The sequence below is a fragment of the Streptomyces sp. NPDC048436 genome, assembly GCF_043200355.1.
Lineage (GTDB): Bacteria > Actinomycetota > Actinomycetes > Streptomycetales > Streptomycetaceae > Streptomyces.
The window spans coordinates 629,477-648,800 of the sequence record NZ_JBICXP010000004.1; the positions used below are offsets into that span (position 1 = coordinate 629,477).

19 protein-coding genes and 5 tRNA genes are annotated in these 19,324 nt (G+C 69.5%); 17 read left to right on the forward strand and 7 right to left on the reverse strand.

Going from position 1 to position 19,324, the window contains the following annotated elements; all coding sequences use genetic code 11:
• Window positions 1–87: 87 nt before the first annotated feature.
• Both ACGFX9_RS17665 and ACGFX9_RS17670 read right to left on the reverse strand, forming a co-directional pair.
• Window positions 88–507 carry a roadblock/LC7 domain-containing protein gene (locus ACGFX9_RS17665; RefSeq protein ID WP_393472027.1) on the reverse strand — a complete coding sequence of 140 codons (420 nt, stop codon included), beginning with the start codon at window positions 505–507 and terminating at the stop codon, window positions 88–90.
• Window positions 508–4,386, reverse strand: coding sequence for a nitrate- and nitrite sensing domain-containing protein (locus tag ACGFX9_RS17670; RefSeq protein WP_393472030.1), 3,879 nt, complete (start codon window positions 4,384–4,386; stop codon window positions 508–510).
• 574 nt (window positions 4,387–4,960) lie between these two features.
• Here ACGFX9_RS17670 and ACGFX9_RS17675 point away from each other — a divergent pair.
• From ACGFX9_RS17675 to ACGFX9_RS17715, 9 genes are all read left to right on the forward strand, one after another.
• Window positions 4,961–5,173 (forward strand): hypothetical protein, encoded by a 213-nt coding sequence (locus tag ACGFX9_RS17675; protein ID WP_393472034.1) that lies wholly within the window; start codon window positions 4,961–4,963, stop codon window positions 5,171–5,173.
• Window positions 5,174–5,313: 140 nt separating this feature from the next.
• Window positions 5,314–6,102: a fumarylacetoacetate hydrolase family protein gene (locus ACGFX9_RS17680; protein ID WP_393472036.1), complete on the forward strand. Its 789-nt coding sequence runs from the start codon at window positions 5,314–5,316 to the stop codon at window positions 6,100–6,102.
• Window positions 6,095–7,576, forward strand: coding sequence for a glutamate--tRNA ligase (gene gltX / locus ACGFX9_RS17685; protein ID WP_393472039.1), 1,482 nt, complete (start codon window positions 6,095–6,097; stop codon window positions 7,574–7,576). Before ACGFX9_RS17680 ends, gltX begins: the two co-directional genes overlap by 8 nt.
• Before the next feature lie 81 nt (window positions 7,577–7,657).
• A complete protein-coding gene (locus ACGFX9_RS17690; protein ID WP_393472042.1) occupies window positions 7,658–8,386 on the forward strand; it encodes an HAD family hydrolase in 729 nt (242 codons plus the stop codon).
• A gap of 87 nt (window positions 8,387–8,473) precedes the next feature.
• A tRNA-Gln gene (locus tag ACGFX9_RS17695) sits at window positions 8,474–8,545 on the forward strand.
• Between the two features lie 21 nt (window positions 8,546–8,566).
• Window positions 8,567–8,639: transfer RNA gene (locus ACGFX9_RS17700), tRNA-Glu, on the forward strand.
• Between the two features lie 62 nt (window positions 8,640–8,701).
• Window positions 8,702–8,774: transfer RNA gene (locus ACGFX9_RS17705), tRNA-Glu, on the forward strand.
• 27 nt (window positions 8,775–8,801) lie between these two features.
• A tRNA-Gln gene (locus ACGFX9_RS17710) sits at window positions 8,802–8,873 on the forward strand.
• 22 nt (window positions 8,874–8,895) lie between these two features.
• Window positions 8,896–8,968: transfer RNA gene (locus ACGFX9_RS17715), tRNA-Glu, on the forward strand.
• A gap of 44 nt (window positions 8,969–9,012) precedes the next feature.
• Here the strand turns inward: ACGFX9_RS17715 and ACGFX9_RS17720 are convergent.
• A complete protein-coding gene (locus ACGFX9_RS17720; RefSeq protein WP_393472045.1) occupies window positions 9,013–9,675 on the reverse strand; it encodes a MerR family transcriptional regulator in 663 nt (220 codons plus the stop codon).
• A 122-nt stretch (window positions 9,676–9,797) separates the two neighbouring features.
• Between ACGFX9_RS17720 and ACGFX9_RS17725 the strand changes: the two genes are divergently transcribed.
• A complete protein-coding gene (locus ACGFX9_RS17725) occupies window positions 9,798–10,256 on the forward strand; it encodes a DUF4188 domain-containing protein (protein ID WP_393472521.1) in 459 nt (152 codons plus the stop codon).
• Window positions 10,257–10,363: 107 nt separating this feature from the next.
• Here ACGFX9_RS17725 and ndgR read toward each other — a convergent pair whose 3' ends face one another.
• A complete protein-coding gene (gene ndgR / locus ACGFX9_RS17730) occupies window positions 10,364–11,080 on the reverse strand; it encodes an IclR family transcriptional regulator NdgR (protein WP_053137572.1) in 717 nt (238 codons plus the stop codon).
• 180 nt (window positions 11,081–11,260) lie between these two features.
• Here ndgR and leuC point away from each other — a divergent pair, with 180 nt between their 5' ends.
• The 4 genes from leuC (at window position 11,261) to ACGFX9_RS17750 (ending at window position 14,619) form a co-directional block, all read left to right on the forward strand.
• Window positions 11,261–12,688: a 3-isopropylmalate dehydratase large subunit gene (gene leuC, locus ACGFX9_RS17735; protein ID WP_393472048.1), complete on the forward strand. Its 1,428-nt coding sequence runs from the start codon at window positions 11,261–11,263 to the stop codon at window positions 12,686–12,688.
• 5 nt (window positions 12,689–12,693) lie between these two features.
• Window positions 12,694–13,287 (forward strand): 3-isopropylmalate dehydratase small subunit, encoded by a 594-nt coding sequence (gene leuD / locus ACGFX9_RS17740; RefSeq protein WP_393472051.1) that lies wholly within the window; start codon window positions 12,694–12,696, stop codon window positions 13,285–13,287.
• A gap of 248 nt (window positions 13,288–13,535) precedes the next feature.
• A complete protein-coding gene (locus ACGFX9_RS17745) occupies window positions 13,536–13,763 on the forward strand; it encodes a hypothetical protein (RefSeq protein ID WP_393472054.1) in 228 nt (75 codons plus the stop codon).
• 172 nt (window positions 13,764–13,935) lie between these two features.
• The gene (locus ACGFX9_RS17750) at window positions 13,936–14,619 is read left to right on the forward strand and encodes an HU family DNA-binding protein (protein WP_393472056.1); all 684 of its coding nucleotides are present in this window, start codon (window positions 13,936–13,938) and stop codon (window positions 14,617–14,619) included.
• A gap of 128 nt (window positions 14,620–14,747) precedes the next feature.
• Here ACGFX9_RS17750 and ACGFX9_RS17755 read toward each other — a convergent pair whose 3' ends face one another.
• Both ACGFX9_RS17755 and cofC read right to left on the reverse strand, forming a co-directional pair.
• The gene (locus ACGFX9_RS17755) at window positions 14,748–14,951 is read right to left on the reverse strand and encodes a hypothetical protein (protein WP_160507421.1); all 204 of its coding nucleotides are present in this window, start codon (window positions 14,949–14,951) and stop codon (window positions 14,748–14,750) included.
• 13 nt (window positions 14,952–14,964) lie between these two features.
• Window positions 14,965–15,600 (reverse strand): 2-phospho-L-lactate guanylyltransferase, encoded by a 636-nt coding sequence (cofC, locus tag ACGFX9_RS17760; protein WP_393472059.1) that lies wholly within the window; start codon window positions 15,598–15,600, stop codon window positions 14,965–14,967.
• A 159-nt stretch (window positions 15,601–15,759) separates the two neighbouring features.
• On the opposite strand from cofC, the gene ACGFX9_RS17765 reads away from it, so the two are divergent.
• The 3 genes from ACGFX9_RS17765 to ACGFX9_RS17775 all read left to right on the forward strand — a co-directional run bounded on the left by ACGFX9_RS17765 (window position 15,760) and on the right by ACGFX9_RS17775 (window position 18,816).
• On the forward strand, window positions 15,760–16,563 hold the full coding sequence (locus ACGFX9_RS17765) for a lysophospholipid acyltransferase family protein (RefSeq protein ID WP_393472062.1): 804 nt from the start codon (window positions 15,760–15,762) through the stop codon (window positions 16,561–16,563).
• On the forward strand, window positions 16,560–17,570 hold the full coding sequence (locus ACGFX9_RS17770) for an NAD(P)H-dependent glycerol-3-phosphate dehydrogenase (protein ID WP_393472065.1): 1,011 nt from the start codon (window positions 16,560–16,562) through the stop codon (window positions 17,568–17,570). Before ACGFX9_RS17765 ends, ACGFX9_RS17770 begins: the two co-directional genes overlap by 4 nt.
• Window positions 17,571–17,634: 64 nt before the next feature.
• A complete protein-coding gene (locus ACGFX9_RS17775) occupies window positions 17,635–18,816 on the forward strand; it encodes a D-alanine--D-alanine ligase family protein (protein ID WP_393472067.1) in 1,182 nt (393 codons plus the stop codon).
• A gap of 13 nt (window positions 18,817–18,829) precedes the next feature.
• Here the strand turns inward: ACGFX9_RS17775 and ACGFX9_RS17780 are convergent, their stop codons facing one another.
• A complete protein-coding gene (locus ACGFX9_RS17780; RefSeq protein WP_393472069.1) occupies window positions 18,830–19,318 on the reverse strand; it encodes a DUF3515 domain-containing protein in 489 nt (162 codons plus the stop codon).
• Window positions 19,319–19,324 lie beyond the last annotated feature (6 nt).

The window sequence follows — 19,324 nt, forward strand, 5'->3', positions numbered from 1 at the left end:
GCGTGCCGTCGATAGAGCCGGTGGGGGCACAAGGCGGCCGGACGGTTGGTCAGGACGTTCGGTCGGTGGGGCGGCCGAGGAGAGAAGCTAGTGGAGCAGGCTGCCCTGCAGTTCTGCGCGGAGGTCCGGGGTGAGGACGGCGCCCGCGCGGTCGACGAGAAGTGCCATCTCGTAGCCGACAAGGCCGATGTCGCACTCGGGGTGCGCGAGTACGGCCAGGGAAGAGCCGTCGGAGACCGACATGAGGAAGAGGAACCCCCGCTCCATCTCCACCACGGTCTGGGTGACGGCGCCGCCCTCGAAGATCCGGGAGGCCCCGGCGGTGAGGGAGGTAAGACCCGACGCGACCGCGGACAGCTGGTCGGCGCGGTCACGCGGGAACCCCTCGGACATCGCCAGAAGGAGGCCGTCGGCGGAGACCACGACGGTGTGGGACACCCCGGGGGTGTTGTCCACGAAGTTCGTGATCAACCAGTTCAGATTCTGTGCCGCCTGGCTCGGACTCAACTAACGCTCCTGCTGGTGAGTGGGGAAGCTGCCGGTCTGGCCGGTACCGGCCTGGCGACCCTGCTGGATGCCCCGACGGAGATTCGTCAGCCGGCCGCGTACCTCTTCGGGCGCACGCGAGACCTGCGGACCTGTGCTGTCCTGCTGCTGCTGTGCGGTACCCGCGACGAGGTTGGCTCGCGGGACACGGCGCGGCAGGCCGGATGTGGTGATGCCACCGGCGGACGGCTGCTTGACGCGCTCGGCCTGGCGGCCCAGCTCGTCGTTGGGCGAGGTGCGCCAGGAGGCGGCACTGCCGTTCGTGACGTGGCCGCCGTTCCCGCCGCCGGTTCCGTTGGACGCGGGAGCGGGGGCGGAGGCCGGACGTGCGGGTCCGGCCGGGTTCTGCGGCTGGGGCCGCGACGGCAGGGGGGACGAGGGCTGCGGGCGCTGCTGCTCCGGGGTGGCCGGAGGCGGGGCCTGCTGGTTCTGCTGCTGCTGGAACCAGTTGGTCTCCAGCGTGTCGAACAGCGGGGTGCGGCCGTCGCCGGGGCCGGCGGGGGGCAGCTCGTCGGGCTGCGAGGGCTGCTGCGGCTGAGGTTGCTGCTGCGGCTGCTGCTGCGTCGGAGGCACGGGCGGGATGCCGAGCCGTCCGCCCTGACCCTGGCTGCCGGGGCCTTGGCCCTGAGAACCGGGGCCCTGACCGCGCCGGGGCATGTCGCCCGCGTCACGGCCGCCGCGCTGCTGGGGCGCTCCGGCGCCGGGCGCGCCGGTCTGGTAACCGGGAGCGCTGGTGCCGGGCCGCTGGAACTGGCCCGTGCCGGAGGTCGTGTCCTGGGCAGCGCCCTGACCACCTTGGCTGCCGCCCTGGCCGCCGAAGACGTCGGGCCGTACGAACTGCCCGGTGCCCTGCTGGCCCTGGTGCTGCCCTTGGCCCTGACCCTGGCCCTGGTTCTGCGGTGAAGGCGAACCCGCCCCGGGCGGCGGTCCGTTGAAGTCGGGACGCGCGAACTCGGCGGTCGATCCAGGCCCCTGCATGCTGTTGGCAGACGGAGCCGGGTGCGGGAACTGCCCGGTGGACTCCGGCTCCTCGTGACCACGCGGGGTGTCGAACGGCTCCCGCGAGACCTGCGGCTGCGCGTTCTCGTCGCTCCAACTGGGCACGCGCGGCTGCGGGTTGCCCCCGGGAAGCTCGGCACGCGGGCCACCGCGCGGTGGCAGCTGCGGCCTGCGGCCCTGGTCACCGGCGTCGTTCGCGGCCGGGTTCTGGGGCGTGGCGGGGTTCACCGGGTTCGTACGCTGCTGCGGCACGGGAGGCTGCGGCGCGGAGGAGCCCTGGCCACGGCCATTGCCCTGGCCGTTGCCCTGCCCGTTGCCCTGGCGGCCCGCGAAGAGGCTGCCACCGCCGGAGCCCTGCCCGGGCTGACCCTGCTGCGGACCCTGGGGCCTGTGCTGACCCTGACCGCCGGCCGGACCCACCGGAGCGGACGGCGAACCGGCACGCGGCCCGGCGTCACGCGCGGGCAGCGCGGCACGCGGCCCCGCCCCCGCGACCTGGCCACGCGGCGGACCCGCACCGAGGCGGCCGGCGGAACCCGCGGGCCCCGCGGAACCGGCCGGGCCGGGTGCGCCACCGCCGGGGCCGACGCCACGGCGCGCGGCGGCGGCACCGGCCGAGGCCTGCGCGGCGACGGGGCCGCCGCCCTGGCCGGGACCGGGCGTACCGGGCTTGTTCGGCGCGTTCTTGCCGCCCTGGGCGACATCGATGGGCAGCATGACGAGCGCGGTCGTGCCGCCGGAGTCCGAAGGACGGAGCTGGATGCGGATGCCGTGACGCTGCGACAGACGGCCGACCACGAACAGACCCATGCGGCGCGAGACCGAGACGTCCACGGTGGGCGGCGACGCGAGCCGCTCGTTGATCGCCGCGAGGTCCTCGGGCGAGAGGCCGATGCCGGTGTCGTGGATCTCGATCAGTACACGCCCGTCGGGCAGCGCGTGACCGGTGACCTTGACCTTGGTCTGCGGCGAGGAGAACGACGTCGCGTTCTCCAGGAGCTCGGCGAGTAGGTGCACGAGGTCGTTGACCACGCGTCCGGCGACCTCGGTCGTCGGAACCGCGGAGAGCTCGATGCGCTCGTACTGCTCCACCTCGGACGCGGCGGCACGCAGCACGTCGACGAGGGGAACGGGCCGAGTCCAGCGGCGGCCGGGCTCTTCACCGGCGAGAACGAGGAGGTTCTCGCCGTTACGGCGCATGCGGGTCGCGAGGTGGTCGAGCTTGAAGAGCGAGGAGAGCTGGTCCGGGTCGGCCTCGCGCGACTCCAGCTCGGAGATGAGCGAGAGCTGACGCTGGATGAGGCCCTGCGAGCGGCGCGAGAGGTTGGTGAACATCGCGTTGACGTTGCCTCGAAGGAGCGCCTGCTCGGCGGCGAGACGGACGGCCTCGCGGTGCACGTCGTCGAAGGCCGCGGCCACCTGGCCGATCTCGTCCCTGGAGTGCACACCGACGGACTCGACGGAGGTGTCCACGTCCTGCGGGTCGGCCTCGGAGAGCTGCTTGACCAGCTCGGGCAGGCGGTCCTGGGCGACCTTGGTCGCGGTGTCCTGGAGGCGCCGCAGCGAGCGGATCATGGACCGGGCCACGACGAAGGCGCCGACGAGCGAGACACCGAGGACGAGGAGGATCAGCGCACCGTTGAGGATGGCCGCCTGCTCGGACTCGTTGCGCAGCTCGCGGGCCTTCTGCTCCATCTCGTTGAGCAGCGTGAGCTCGATCTTCGACATCGCGTCGATCTTGGTGGTGTCGTTGTCGAGCCAGTCCTTGTACGACTTCTTGTCCTGGAGCTTGATGCCGCCCTCCTGCTCAAGCACACGCTTGGCGTAGGAGTCGGCGCCCTTGATGGAGGCGTTGCCGCCGTCGATGGGCTTGGTCAGCTCGTCGGCGTTGCCCGCGTAGATGCCCTTGAAGGCCTGGAGCTCGGAGCCCTCCTTGTCGAGGGCGGAGAAGCCGTAGCGCCGGTCGGTCTCGGAGATTTTGCCGAACGTGCCGTTGCCCGCGGGGAGCGAGGCGGCGATGACGGCGCGCTGCACCGAGGCGTACTCCTTGGCGGAGGAGAAGGCCGTCAGGGCGCGGGTGCGCTGGATCATGTCCGGGTTGCTGGTCGCCTGCGCCATGTCCGAGGAGAGCGAGAGCAGCTGCTCGATGAGCTGGCTGTACGCGTCCACCGTCTGAGAGGTGGAGTTCGCGTCCTTGTAGGCGTCCTTGCGGACCCGGTTGATCTGCTGGAGCTGCTGGGTGATCTCGACGGTGTTCGCCCGGACGCCGAGGAGGCCCTTGTTGCCCTCGGTGTCGTCGAGGTCCTGCGTCCCCTGGAGGAAGCGGTTGTAGGCGCGGTCGGTCTTCTGCCGGGCGCCCTTGACGACGTAGTCCGAGGCCTTCGCGCCGTGCGCGAGGGGGCCTGCCGAGCGGTCGCGCTCCTCCTGGAGCGCCGAGGCCAGCTCGGTGGCCTGCTTGGTCATGTCGGTCAGCAGCTTCATGTTGTCGAGCTGCTGGATCTCGTCCATGGACGCGTTGATGCGGAGCGCGCCGAGCGAGGTCGCGGTGATCACGGGGAGCGCGAGCAGCGAGACAAGTCGGGTGGAGATGCGCCAGTTGCGCAGGGCTATTCGCGAGCCGGGGCCGCTGGGCGATTTCGCCGGGCCGCCGGCCGGAGCGCTCGGCTTCGCGCCGCCGGAGGGCAGGCTTGCGCCGCCCGCTCCGCGCGCGGCTCCGAGGCCGTTGTCGCCGGACGGTACCTGTCCGGGGTTCTGGGCGTGCTGGGCCGAGGAGCCGCGGTCGGTGCCGCCGCGCTCCGGCTCCGCCGCAGCGCTGCCATCCCTCTTGAAACGTCCCTGCACTAGCGTCGCAACCTCTGGACCAGGCGTCCCTCCGCGTAGACGGGGGGACGGTGTCGGCGTCGTGGAGCGCGAAGCGCCCCATGGTGGTCGTGAGTGACCGGCGCTGCTCCCCTTCTCCGCCGCCACTCGGCGCTGCGTTGCGCCCCTGCGCGCCGGTTCGATCCCGCGGCGGTCCCGGGAATTCCAGCACAGTGCAGGATCTCCAACAAGGCCCGTGTGTCGCGCCGCGACCTCCGTGACAGGGCGTGAGTGGCGCGTCACGAGACGTAGAAAGTGATCTGGGGCAAAACACCCCAATATCCGCAAGACACCTACGGGTGGGGGGTGTCCCAGTGTTCATGATCGGGAGCGGAATGGTGGCTTCAGTGGCGCAATGTCCGATTCCAACAAAGCCTCCACGGGCCTGAATTGACCCATTTGCCCGCTCCGTCGTGAGCAAACTCACATGAAGATCAAGGCCTCAACCGAGCTTTGGCCGGGAATTGGATGTTTAGCCTGACGCTTTACAGGGATGGCGAATCCGACAACCCGCGCCCCCTCCCGGGCGCCTCAACTGACAGGGCCTGAACAGCAGATGAAGACTGTGAAGTCGGCGATGTTCCGCAACATAGCCAACCCGCGCCGCACCACTCTCGCCCACCTCACGGACGCGCAGGAGGTCCAGCCCCCGGCCGAGCAGCCGGATCACGCGCTGGAACTGCCCACCCAGACGGCCAACCCCAAGCGCACGATCCTGATGGACGCACCGGAGGAGTTCACCCCTGAAACCAGCCCGTCCGGCGTTTGAGGACGAGCCCGCGCAGCGGCGACAGACGGTGAGCAAGGCCGCAGGGCCACGGAAGGCCCGGTCGCAAGCCGCCCGCAGGGCCCCGCGTTAGCCTTGGAGCCGTCAGACTCCACCCATCCCAGCAAGGGGCCAACGCTCACGTGCGCATCGCCAGGTTCTCCATCGACGGCAACGTCGCCTTCGGCGCGGTCGAGGGCGAAAGCCCCCCCGGAACGACCGATGGGCTCGTCCTCGACATCATCAAGGGCATCCCGTTCGCGGACTTCGAGCTCTCCGGTACGAAGGTCCCGCTGAGCAAGGTCAGGCTGCTGCCCCCGGTGCTCCCCAACAAGGTCGTGGGCATCGGCCGCAACTACGCGGACCACGCGGCGGAGCTCGGCAACGAGGTCCCCGACGTCCCGGTCGCCTTCTTCAAGCCGTCCACCTCGGTGATCGGCTCCGGCGACGCCATCGCGTACCCCTCCTTCTCGCAGGAGGTGCACTACGAGGCCGAGCTGGCCGTGGTCATCGGCCGCATGTGCCGCGAGGTCCCGCGCGAGCGCGCCCGTGACGTCATCCTCGGCTACACCTGCGCCAACGACGTCACCGCGCGTGACGTGCAGCAGCGCGAGAAGCAGTGGGCCAGGGCCAAGGGCTTCGACAGCTCCTGCCCGCTCGGCCCCTGGGTGGAGACCGAGCTCGACCCCTCCGACCTCACCATCCAGTGCACGGTCAACGGCGAACAGCGCCAGCTGGGGCGTACGACCGACATGGTCCGCTCCGTCGAGGACCTGATCGTGCACATCTCCGAGGCCATGACGCTGCTCCCGGGCGACGTCATCCTCACGGGCACCCCGGCAGGCGTCGGACCGCTCAACGTCGGCGACGAGGTCGCCGTCACCATCGAAGGCATCGGCACTCTCACCAACAAGGTGATCAAGCGTGGCTAACGCGACGAACGTCCGCGTACGTTTCTGTCCCTCGCCGACCGGCAACCCCCACGTGGGCCTGGTCCGCACCGCTCTCTTCAACTGGGCCTACGCCCGGCACAACGAGGGCGTCCTGGTCTTCCGCATCGAGGACACCGACGCGGCTCGCGACTCCGAGGAGTCCTACGAGCAGCTCCTGGACTCGATGCGCTGGCTGGGCTTCGACTGGGACGAGGGCCCCGAGGTCGGCGGCCCGCACGCGCCGTACCGCCAGTCGCAGCGCATGGACATCTACCAGGACGTCGCCGCCAAGCTCCTGGACGCCGGCCGCGCGTACTACTGCTACTGCTCCACGGAGGAGCTTGACGCCCGCCGCGACGCCGCCCGCGCCGCCGGCAAGCCGTCCGGCTACGACGGCCACTGCCGCGACCTGACCGCCGAGCAGCGTGCCGCGTACGACACCGAGGGCCGCAAGCCCATCGTCCGCTTCCGCATGCCCGACGAGGCGATCACGTTCACGGACCTGGTCCGCGGCGAGATCACCGTCCAGCCGGAGAACGTCCCGGACTACGGCATCGTCCGCGCCAACGGAGCACCGCTCTACACCCTGGTGAACCCGGTCGACGACGCCCTGATGGAGATCACCCACGTCCTGCGCGGCGAGGACCTGCTCTCCTCGACCCCGCGCCAGATCGCCCTCTACAGGGCACTGGCCGACCTGGGCATCGCCAAGGAGACCCCGGTCTTCGGCCACCTCCCGTACGTCATGGGCGAGGGCAACAAGAAGCTCTCCAAGCGTGACCCGCAGGCGTCCCTGAACCTCTACCGCGAGCGCGGCTTCCTCCCCGAGGGCCTGCTGAACTACCTGTCCCTCCTGGGCTGGTCGTTCTCCGCGGACCAGGACGTCTTCTCGATCCAGGACATGGTCGCGAAGTTCGACCTCGCGGACGTGAACGCCAACCCGGCCCGCTTCGACCTGAAGAAGGCCGAGGCGATCAACGCCGACCACATCCGCATGCTGGACGTGAAGGCGTTCGCGGCGGCCTGCGAGCCGTGGCTGAAGGCCCCGCACGCCAACTGGGCCCCCGAGGACTTCGACCAGGCGGCCTGGGAGGCCATCGCCCCCCACGCGCAGACCCGCATCAAGGTGCTCTCCGAGATCACGGAGAACGTCGACTTCCTGTTCCGCTCGGAGCCGGTCGAGGACGAGGCGTCCTGGACCAAGGCCATGGGCAAGGGTGACCCGGCCGCCCTCCTGACGACGGCCCGCGCCAAGCTCGACGCCGCCGACTGGACCTCCCCGGAGTCCCTCAAGGAGGCCGTCCTGGCCGCCGGCGAGGAGCACGGCCTGAAGCTCGGCAAGGCCCAGGCCCCGGTCCGCGTAGCCGTCACCGGCCGCACGGTCGGCCTGCCCCTCTTCGAGTCCCTGGAGATCCTGGGCAAGGAGAAGTCGCTGGCCCGCGTCGACGCGGCCCTGGCGAAGCTCACCGCGTAGGCACACCCGTACGCCCATCCGTACGCGACGAAGGACCCGGAAGCCTCCACGGCTCCCGGGTCCTTCGCATACCGTCGAACCATGCCGATCAAAGCCGTGGTCTGGGACATCGACGACACGATCTTCGATTACGCGCGCGCCGACACCACCGGCATGCACGCTCACCTCACCGCCGAAGGCCTCATCGAGCGCTTCGAGACCGCCGAACGCGCCCTCGTCCTGTGGAAAGAGATCACCGAGCGCCACTGGGCCCGCTTCAGCGCCGGAGGGATCGAGTTCGAGGCCCAGCGCCGCGACCGCGTACGCGAGTTCCTGGAGAACCCCGTCCTGACCGACCAGGAGGCGGACGACTGGTTCGGGCGTTATCTCGGTCACTACGAAACCGCCTGGTCCCTCTTCCCCGACACTCTCCCGGCCCTGGACGCCCTCGCCGACGACTACCGCCACGCGGTCCTGTCCAACTCCGCTCTGGCCGTCCAGGAGCGCAAGTTGAGGGTTCTCGGCGTGCGCGACCGCTTCGAGGCCGTCCTGTGCGCCGCCGACCTGGGCTTCTCCAAACCCGCGGCCGAGGCCTTCCTCGCGGTGTGCACGACGATGGGGCTGCGGCCCGACGAGATCGCCTACGTGGGGGACCAGCCGGAGATCGACGCCAGGGGCGCCCGTGACGCCGGTCTCCTCGGGATCTGGCTCGACCGCAACAGCGCGGCCCAGGAAGGCCCGTCGGGCGTGCACCGCATCACGCACCTCGCCGAGCTGCCGCCGCTGCTCCGGGCCGATACCCGTTTTGGAGCGCCGTCCACCTTCGGGTAATGTTCTTCCTGCGCCGCCCGAGAAAACCGAAAGGTCCGATCAGGAAGCGCAAGTCGAACAAAACTCCCGCAAGGGGTTGCGTATCGATGGCCTATGGTGTAATTGGCAGCACGACGGTTTCTGGTTCCGTTAGTCTAGGTTCGAGTCCTGGTAGGCCAGCTCGCAGAGCTTATCTGCAACGCCCCCGTTGTGTAGCGGCCTAGCACGCCGCCCTCTCAAGGCGGTAGCGCCGGTTCGAATCCGGTCGGGGGTACAGATCCTTCCCATGGAAGCAGTCAGGGTCGCACCCGCTGCTACCGATGCAGGATCGCTAGGGCCCCCGTTGTGTAGCGGCCTAGCACGCCGCCCTCTCAAGGCGGTAGCGCCGGTTCGAATCCGGTCGGGGGTACGCAGGTCTAGCTGGTCTAGACCACAGTGGGCTATGGTGTAATTGGCAACACGACGGTTTCTGGTTCCGTTGTTCTAGGTTCGAGTCCTGGTAGCCCAGCGCAGTACAGCAGGACACGCTAGCCCCCGTTGTGTAGCGGCCTAGCACGCCGCCCTCTCAAGGCGGTAGCGCCGGTTCGAATCCGGTCGGGGGTACAGATAACGGACAAGGGGCCTTCCCGCGAGGGAGGGCCCCTTCGTCATGCCCGCTCCGGTGAACTCCCTTGCCCGAAGCGGCGGTTGGACTCCTCGGCCTGGGCGAGCCTGCGCAGGCTCAGCAGGACCGGCTCGTACAGCACGGTGAGGGCGATCGCCGCCTCCAGCTGTGCGTCGAGTGATCCATAGCGCTCCATCAAGTCCAGGTCGCTGACGCCCAGTTGAGCCGCGGCGCCCGCGTACGGCGCCAAGTCGTCGACGGCGCAGGGGTATCCGAGCCGGGCGAGCGTCCCGACCGCGGTCACGAGCATCGCGTACGCCGGTGACCGCGGGCCGATGTCCTGGCTGTACTGCCAGCCGATCCGCTCCAGCAGGGTGTCGACGGTGTGGTGCGCCGTCTCGGCCGCGGGGTCGTCCTCGGCGGGCTCGGGGCCGTGGGGGAGTGCGTAGAGCGCCGTGCCCAGGCGGGAGTTGTGGTCCAGGGTCTCGTTCTCCAGGGCGGTGAGCACCTCGCGCGCCGAGGCGACCGGTACCCGGCCCACCTGGATGAGCGCCCGGACGAGCCGAAGCCGCTGGAGGTGGTTCTCGTCGTACTCGGCCTGTGTCGCCGTCATGCGACGGCCCGGTGGAAGCAGGCCCTCGCGCAGGTAGTACTTGATCGTGGCCGTCGAGACCCCGCTGCGCGTGCTGAGCTCCGCCAGCCTCATCGGTTCACGTTCCCTCTTGCGTATCGACTTGGTGAGTGACACTATCCAATCATGGATAGCGAAACTATCCAACGCGTTCCGGAGGGGGAACCATCGTGAGCAGCAAGCCGATCGAAGGCCGCATGACCGCTGACGCGCAGGGCGGCGTCACCGTCTTCCACATCGGGATGCGGATCAACAACTTCCGTGCCGTGCGCAGCTGGTGGCCGGTCTTCCGCGCGATGCCGCGGATGCTGAAGGAGCTCTCCGAGGATCCGGAGAGCGGCCTGCTGAGCTATCAGCTGCTGCTCGGCGCTCCGCGGGTGCTGTACGTGGTGCAGTACTGGGAGTCGTCGGAGAAGCTCCTGGCCTACGCGTCCGCCCAGGGCAAGGAGCACCGGCCCGCCTGGGCCGCCTTCAACCGGCGGCTCCGGGAGGGCAAGGGCAAGGTCGGCTTCTGGCACGAGACGTACGTCGTGCCGGCCGGCGCCCACGAGGCGGTGTACATCAACATGCCGGAGTTCGGCCTGGGGGAGGCCACCGGTGTGGTGCCGGTCGGCCGCCGGGGCGAAAGCGCCGCCGACCGCCTCAAGGCGGCTTGAGGCGGCCTGAGGGCGGAAGAAGAGGGCAGAAGAAACGCCCGAGGGGCAGCCGCGGCGTTGAGGCCGCCCCTCGGGCGTTCATGTGTGCTGTCTGCGGGCGGTGCGGGTCAGCCCGTGCGGCGCAAGGCCTCGGAAAGGCGTCCGGCGGCGTCGATGATGGCCTGCGCGTGCATCCGGCCCGGGTGGCGGGTCAGGCGCTCGATCGGCCCGGAGACCGAGACAGCGGCGACCACGCGGTTCGAGGGACCGCGCACGGGGGCGGAGACGGACGCGACGCCCGGCTCCCGCTCGCCGATCGACTGGGCCCAGCCCCTGCGGCGTACGCCCGAGAGGGCCGTGGCCGTGAAGCGGGCGCCCTGGAGGCCGCGGTGCAGGCGCTCCGGCTCCTCCCAGGCCATCAGGATCTGGGCGGACGAGCCCGCCTTCATGGTGAGCGTCGAGCCGACCGGGACCGTGTCCCGCAGGCCCGAGAGACGCTCGGCCGCGGCGACGCAGATGCGCATGTCGCCCTGACGGCGGTAGAGCTGCGCGCTCTCGCCCGTCACGTCACGCAGGTGCGTGAGGACCGGGCCCGCCGTGGCGAGCAGACGGTCCTCACCGGCCGCCGCCGCGAGTTCCGCGAGCCGCGGGCCGAGAATGAAACGGCCCTGCATGTCCCGCGCCACCATCCGGTGGTGTTCCAGTGCCACGGCGAGGCGATGTGCCGTGGGTCGTGCGAGTCCGGTGGCCGCGACCAGCCCCGCGAGGGTGGCCGGACCGGACTCCAGGGCGCTCAAGACGAGAGCCGCCTTGTCGAGAACGCCGACGCCGCTAGAGTTGTCCATGCGTCGATACTCGCGTCTCACTCTGTGAAACGCAAGTTCAATTTTCCATGGAACACGTCACCCTGGTGGTGCGATCCGCGGACCAACGGAAAGCGGTCCACGCACGGCACGAGGGGTACGGGCGTGGACGAACAATTCTCTAGTTGGGCCGGCCCAACACAGCCGGTCGGAGGGAAAGCGATGGGTAGGACACTCGCGGAGAAGGTCTGGGACGACCACGTCGTCCGGCGCGCCGAAGGCGAGCCCGACCTCCTCTACATCGATCTGCACCTGCTGCACGAGGTGACAAGCCCCCAGGCCTTCGACGGTCTGCGGCAGGCGGGCCGCCCGGTGCGGCGCCTCGACCTCACCATCGCCACCGAGGATCACAACACCCCGACCCTCGACATCGACAAGCCCATCGCCGACCCGGTCTCGCGGGCCCAGTTGGAGACGCTGCGCAAGAACTGCGCCGAGTTCGGCGTACGTCTGCACTCGCTGGGCGACGTCGAGCAGGGCGTCGTCCACGTGGTGGGCCCGCAGCTGGGCCTGACCCAGCCCGGCACCACCGTGGTCTGCGGCGACTCCCACACCTCCACGCACGGCGCCTTCGGCGCGCTGGCGTTCGGCATCGGCACCTCCCAGGTCGAGCACGTCCTGGCCACCCAGACGCTGCCGATGGCCCCTCCGAAGACCATGGCCATCACGGTCGACGGCGAACTGCCCGACAGCGTCACGGCCAAGGACCTGATCCTCGCCATCATCGCGAAGATCGGCACCGGCGGCGGCCAGGGCTACGTCCTGGAGTACCGCGGCTCCGCCATCGAGAAACTCTCGATGGAAGCCCGCATGACCATCTGCAACATGTCGATCGAGGCCGGCGCCCGCGCGGGCATGATCGCCCCCGACAAGACCACCTTCGACTACATCGAGGGCCGCGACCACGCCCCGAAGGGCGAGGAGTGGGACGCGGCGCTCGCGTACTGGAAGACCCTGAAGACGGACGAGGACGCGGTCTTCGACGCCGAGGTCTACATCGACGCCACCAAGCTCGCGCCGTTTGTCACCTGGGGCACCAACCCGGGCCAGGGCGCGCCGCTCTCGGAGCAGGTCCCCGATCCTGCTTCGTACGAAGACGCGTCGGAGCGCTACGCCGCCGAAAAGGCCCTGGAATACATGGGGTTGACCGCCGGACAGCCGCTGCGCGACATCAAGGTCGACACCGTCTTCGTAGGTTCGTGCACCAACGGCCGTATCGAGGACCTGCGTGCGGCGGCCTCCATCGTCGAGGGCCGCAAAGTCGCCGATGGCGTACGGATGCTGGTCGTTCCCGGCTCGGTCCGGGTCGCCCTGCAGGCCATCGAGGAGGGCCTGGACAAGGTCTTCACCGCCGCGGGGGCCGAATGGCGGCACGCGGGCTGCTCGATGTGCCTGGGCATGAACCCCGACCAACTGGCCCCCGGCGAGCGCTGCGCGTCGACCTCCAACCGCAACTTCGAGGGCAGGCAGGGCAAGGGCGGACGCACCCATCTGGTCTCGCCCCAGGTCGCCGCCGCCACCGCGGTCACCGGTCACCTGTCGTCGCCCGCGGACCTGACCGACGCCACCCCCGTCACCGCCGGAGTCTGAGAGTCATGGAAGCATTCACCACGCACACCGGCCGGGCCGTTCCGCTGCGCCGCAGCAACGTCGACACCGACCAGATCATCCCCGCGCACTGGCTGAAGAAGGTCACCCGGGACGGATTTGAGGACGGGCTCTTCGAGGCCTGGCGCAAGGACGGCGAGTTCATCCTGAACAAGCCCGAACGGCAGGGTGCCACGGTCCTGGTCGCGGGCCCCGACTTCGGTACGGGCTCCTCGCGCGAACACGCCGTATGGGCGCTGCAGAACTTCGGCTTCAAGGCCGTCATCTCCTCGCGCTTCGCCGACATCTTCCGCGGCAACTCGCTGAAGAACGGCCTGCTCACCGTCGTGATCGACCAGAAGGTCGTGGACGCGCTCTGGGAGCTGACCGAGCGCGACCCGCAGGCCGAAATCACCGTTGACCTGCAGGATCGCCAAGTTCGCGCCGAGGGCGTCACCGCCGACTTCGAGCTCGACGAGAACGCCCGCTGGCGCCTCCTGAACGGCCTGGACGACATCAGCATCACGCTCCAGAACGAGCCGGACATCGCCGCGTACGAGGCGAAGCGCCCCTCGTACAAGCCGCGGACCGTGCGGGTCTGACGCCCCGCGGCACCCCCGCAACACCCTGGTGTACCCCCAATCGTGGACGGTTGGGGGTACATCTGCGTCCGGGCCCGAAAGGGAGGTGCTGACCTGAACGGGTGGTCTCAACTCCCTTGATTCGGACGGAAGAAGAGGCTTGAAATCCCCTTGTACTCGTCTCGACCGGGTACCCTCAGGAGGGCGCCGGATGTGGGTAGTTACCCCCTGCGGAGGCGACAACTCGCCCCAGATGGCACAATCGGTGCATGGGACGTGACAGCCAACTCGAGCTCTACGGGCTTGTTGCGGACCAACTGAAGGAAGCGCACTCAAGGGTGCGTGCACTGCAAGTCCCGGAGGGCGTACGGATGGCGCTGACCCGGAAGCTGCTGGTCATTACGGCCGCGGCCAAACACGATCTCGCCGATGCGGCAAGGCGTCTGGAGCGATTCATCGCGGACCTCGATGAGGGCCGATTCCCCGAAGACACCTGAACGGCAAGGCTCAACAGCCCTTCGAGGAGCCTTCGAGGAACTCATGGACAGCCGAGTTCGTTGCGGCACAAGGGTGATTAGCCCGTTTCGTGTTTGATTTGCGGTATATATCTGCCTAACGTGCGAAAAAGCCTGGCGAATACGCTCGGGCGAGGTCTCCGAAGGGGAAGACGTGAACAAGGCGCAGCTCGTAGAAGCGATTGCCGACAAGGTGGGTGGCCGTCAGCAGGCCGCCGACGCCGTGGACGCGGTTCTGGACGCAGTCGTCCGTGCCGTCGTCAGCGGAGACCGTGTTTCGGTCACCGGTTTCGGCTCGTTCGAGAAGGTCGACCGTCCGGCTCGTTACGCCCGCAACCCGCAGACCGGGGAGCGCGTTCGGGTCAAGAAGACCTCGGTTCCGCGCTTCCGCGCCGGTCAGGGCTTCAAGGACCTGGTGAGCGGCTCGAAGAAGCTCCCGAAGAACGACGTCGCGGTCAAGAAGGCGCCCAAGGGCAGCCTTTCGGGTGGCGGTGCTTCGGCGACCGTCAAGAAGGCCGCGGCCAAGAAGGCCACCACCGCCAAGAAGGCGACGGCGAAGAAGGCCGCCACCGCCAAGAAGGCCACCGCCAAGAAGACGACGGCGACGGCGAAGAAGGCCACGGCGAAGAAGACCACCGCCAAGAAGGCCACGGCGACGGCGAAGAAGGCCGCGGCGAAGAAGACCACCGCCAAGAAGGCCACGCCGACCGCCAAGAAGGCCACGGCCAAGAAGACCGCGCCGGCCACCAAGAAGGCCACCGCCAAGAAGACCGCGCCCGCCAAGAAGTCGACGGCGCGCAAGACCACTGCCAAGAAGGCGACCGCCCGCAAGAAGTAAGGCACGAGGGCACTCACGCGCCGGGCCGGGCTCCCAACCGGGAGCCCGGCCCGCGGCGTGTGTGGGGCTTGTGTGAGGAGAAGCTGCCGGAGAAGGCCTGGAACCGGCCTGGAAGGTCTGGAACCGGCCTAGAACGTCTGCAGCGTCACCAGCGTGATGCGCCGCCCCTCGCCCTCTCCCTCGACCTCGATCCGCACTCGCTGGCCCGGCCTGAGCAGCCGCAGGCCGCCCGCGTCGAACGCCGGGGGATCGAAGGGCACCGGAGTGCCGTCGTCGAGCAGCACGCTGCCGCTGCGGGTCTCGGAGTCGTACGTGTACGCGGTCGCCTGCATGGAGGCAGCGTACTCAGTCGGCGATCAGCAGCCGCGCGGCAGCCGTCGCCGTACGCGGGCCGACGCCGAGCGCGAGAGCCGCCCGCAGATCATCGCCGGTGTCCACGTCCTGGCGTACGGAAGCGACACCGCCGAGCGGAAGTTCCACCGCTCCGGAAGCCGCGTGCCGGGAGCGAGACGCCGTGCCGAATGCGGGGCGCAATTCCATGCCGGGGGCAGCGGACAGCAGCGTCGTGCCGATTCCCGCGGCATCCGGAAGGAAAGCCCGGGGGAATTGGGCCGCACTGTCGAGCACCCTGGCCAATTCAAGGGGCCGCAGCGCGGGGAGATCGGCATTCAGCGCCGCGACAGCCGTTTCGGGCCGCTCGGCGCGCACGGCGGCCGCTCCGTGCGCCAGAGCGGCGTTGAGTCCCCCCGCGGGCTCGTCCCCGACCATCCGGGCCCCCAGCGCCGCGAGCTCGCGCCCGGCGAGGCCGTCGTCCGTGACGACCACCACATCCCGTACGGCGGGACAGGCCAGCGCGGCGGCCACGGTGTCCTGCGCGAAGGCGAGGGCGAGGCCGGGGCGCAGGGTGTCGCCCGTGGTGGCGGTGAGCCTGCTCTTGGCGCGCTCCAGCGGTTTCAGGGGTATGACCAGGGTCCACTGCACGGGGGGCGGCTCCGTCCTTCGCGTCGCGCTCATTGTGACCTGCCGACCGAGGCACTACCGGGGCCGGGTTCCAGGGGCGGGCGTACGGTGTTCTCGACAGACAGGCAGCCTGAGGCGACACTTGTGCGGCCTGCCAGGTTCATGGAGGAAGGTGTCCGAGTGTCCCGCCGCAGAATCGGCTTCTGGTACCGCCTGGCAGCGGTCATCGCTAAACCGCCGCTGGTGGTTCTGTTCAAGCGGGACTGGCGAGGAATGGAACACATTCCGGCCGACGGTGGATTCATCACCGCGGTGAATCACAACTCGTATATCGACCCGCTCTCGTACGCCCACTTTCAGTACAACACCGGACGAGTGCCGCGTTTCCTGGCAAAGGACGGCCTTTTCAAGGACGGTTTCGTCGGCAAGGTCATGAAGGGCACAGGACAGATCCCGGTCTACCGCGAGACCACGAACGCGCTGGACGCCTTCCGCGCCGCTGTCGACGCCATCGAGCGCGGTGAGTGCGTCGCCTTCTACCCCGAGGGCACCCTCACCAGGGACCCCGAGATGTGGCCGATGACAGCCAAGTCCGGCGCCGCGCGGGTCGCCCTGCGGACCCAGTGCCCGGTGATTCCGGTCGCCCAGTGGGGCGCCAACCTCGCGCTGCCGCCCTACAGCAAGAAGCTCAGCCTTTTCCCCCGCAAGAAGCTCCAGGTGCTCGCGGGTGAGCCGGTGGACCTCACGCGCTTCTACGACAAGGAGCCGACCCCCGACGTCCTGCGGGAGGTGACCGAGACCATCATGGGCGCGGTCACCGAACTCCTGGAGGAGATCCGGCAGGAGAAGGCCCCCCAGGCTCCGTACGACCCGCGCACGGCGCGCCTCGCGCAACGACGCAAGGCCACCGTGAAAAGCCCCGCGACGAGCCCCGCGAAAATCCCCGAGAACAGCCCCGAGATCACCACGGAGGACAGCAAGTGACGAACCCGGTGAAGGCCGCCGTCTTCGGAACGGGCTCTTGGGGTACGGCCTTCGGCATGGTGCTCGCCGACGCGGGATGCGACGTCACCCTGTGGGGCCGCCGCGCAGCACTCGTCGACGCCGTCAACTCCTCGCGCACCAACCCGGACTACCTCCCCGGTGTCGAACTCCCGGCGAACATCAAGGCGACCACCGACCCGGCACAGGCCGCGGCCGGCGCCGACTTCACCGTGCTCGCCGTGCCCTCGCAGACCCTGCGCGGAAACCTCGCGGAGTGGGCGCCGCTGCTCGCCCCCGACACCGTGCTCGTCTCGCTCATGAAGGGCGTCGAACTCGGCTCCGCGATGCGGATGAGCGAGGTCATCGAGGACGTCACGAAGGTCGCCGCCGACCGCGTCGCCGTCATCACGGGTCCCAACCTCGCCCGCGAGATCGCCGCACGGCAGCCCGCGGCGGCCGTCGTCGCCTGCCGCGACGAATCGATCGCGCAACGCCTCCAGACCGCCTGCCACACGCCGTACTTCCGCCCGTACACGAACACGGACGTCGTCGGCTGCGAACTCGGCGGCGCCGTGAAGAACGTCATCGGTCTCGCCGTCGGCATCGCGGACGGCATGGGCCTCGGCGACAACGCCAAGGGCTCGCTCATCACCCGCGGCCTGGCCGAGACCACCCGCCTGGGGCTTGCGATGGGCGCGGACCCGCTGACGTTCTCCGGACTCGCGGGCCTCGGCGACCTGGTGGCCACCTGCTCGTCGCCGCTGTCGCGCAACCACACCTTCGGCACCAACCTCGGCAAGGGCATGACGCTGGAGGAGACCATCGCGGTCACCAAGCAGACCGCGGAGGGCGTCAAGTCCTGTGAGTCGGTGCTGGATCTGGCCCGCAGGCACGGCGTCGACATGCCGATCACCGAGACGGTCGTCGGCATCGTGCACGAGGGAACGCCGCCGGTCGTGGCCCTCAAGGAGCTGATGTCGCGCAGCGCCAAGCCCGAGCGCCGCTGACCGGACCCGGTTCGGCGGGGGACGCCCCCATACCCTCGCGCCCAGCGGGTACTCTCAAGCCGATATGAGCAGCGAGAACCTCCCCCAGAGCCCCGAGCCGCGCCCCGAGCAGAGCTCTGAGCTGCCGCTCCGCAAGCCGCGTGTGGCCGTCGTGTTCGGCGGCCGCAGCTCGGAGCACGGCATCTCGGTCGTCACGGCGGGCGCCGTACTGCGTGCCATCGACCGCACCAAGTACGACGTCCTGCCCATCGGCATCACCACGGAAGGCCGCTGGGCGCTGACCGCCGACGAGCCCGACCGGATGGCGATCACCGACCGCAAGGTCCCGAGCGTCGCCGACCTCGCCGAATCGGCAGAGGGCGGCGTCGTCCTGCCCCTGGACCCCGCCAACCGCGAAGTCGTCTACAGCGAGCCGGGCTCCGTGCCCAAGGCCCTCGGCGAGGTCGACGTCGTCTTCCCGATGCTGCACGGCCCCTACGGAGAGGACGGCACCCTCCAAGGCCTCCTGGAGCTCTCCGGAGTGCCCTACGTGGGCGCCGGAGTGCTCGCCTCGGCCGTCGGCCAGGACAAGGAGTACATGAAGCGGGTGTTCACCTCCTTCGGGCTGCCCGTCGGCCCGTACCTGGTGATCCGCCCGCGCGAGTGGGACCGCGACCAGCAGACCGCCCGCAAGAAGATCGCGGAGTTCGCCGGCGATCACGGCTGGCCGCTGTTCATCAAGCCCGCGCGCGGGGGCTCTTCGATGGGCATCACGAAGGTCGACTCCTTCGACGGCCTCGACGAGGCGATCGAGGAAGCCCGGCGCCACGACCCCAAGATCCTCGTCGAGTCGCTCCTGCGCGGCCGCGAGATCGAGTGCGGCGTCCTGGAGTTCGAGGACGGGCCGCGCGCGAGCGTGCCCGCCGAGATCCCGCCCGTGCAGTCGCACGCCTACTACGACTTCGAGGCGAAGTACATCGACTCGACGCCCGGGATCGTGCCCGCCCCGCTGACGCCCGAGCAGACCGCCGACATCCAGCGGCTCGCGGTCGACGCCTTCGAGGCCACCTCCTGCGAGGGCCTGGTGCGCGCGGACTTCTTCCTCACCGAGGACGGGCAGTTCGTGATCAACGAGATCAACACGATGCCGGGCTTCACGCCCATCTCGATGTACCCGCAGATGTGGGAGAAGAGCGGCGTCGGCTACGCGGAACTGGTGGACCGCCTCATCCAGGCGGCCCTCAACCGCTCCACAGGGCTGCGCTAGCCCGGCACAGGCCCTACGCGACCCCCTTGGGGACGGTCTTCTTGATGGGGACGGCGAAGTCCGTCAGCGGGCTCACGCCGTCCCCCGTGCGCTCCTTGGGCAGGGTGATCTCCACGTACGCCTTGCGCAGCGTGGAGGTGAAGCGGAACGACCCGTCGTCCTGCTCGTCGAGCAGCCAGTTGACACCGTCCACCGTCACGCCGTCGGCCTCGGGGTCGTTCATCTCGGGCGGCCTCGCCACACCGCAGCGCAGTATGATCGCCGGGTCTCCCCACCCGGCGGTCAGCTCCGACTTCGGCTCGGGATCAGCGCGCCCCAGACCGTCCACCTTCTTCGGCAGCCGCTCGTCCAGGTTCCGGCACAGTTCGGTGACCTTGCTGTCCGGGGAGGGAACCGCAGCCTTCACCGCTTCGTCTGCTGAGGAGCAGCCCGCGGATGCGATCAGCAGTGCGAGGGCAGGGGCTGAGACGAGGCAGCGGCGCCGGCGACGGGAAATCTTCACCGGCCA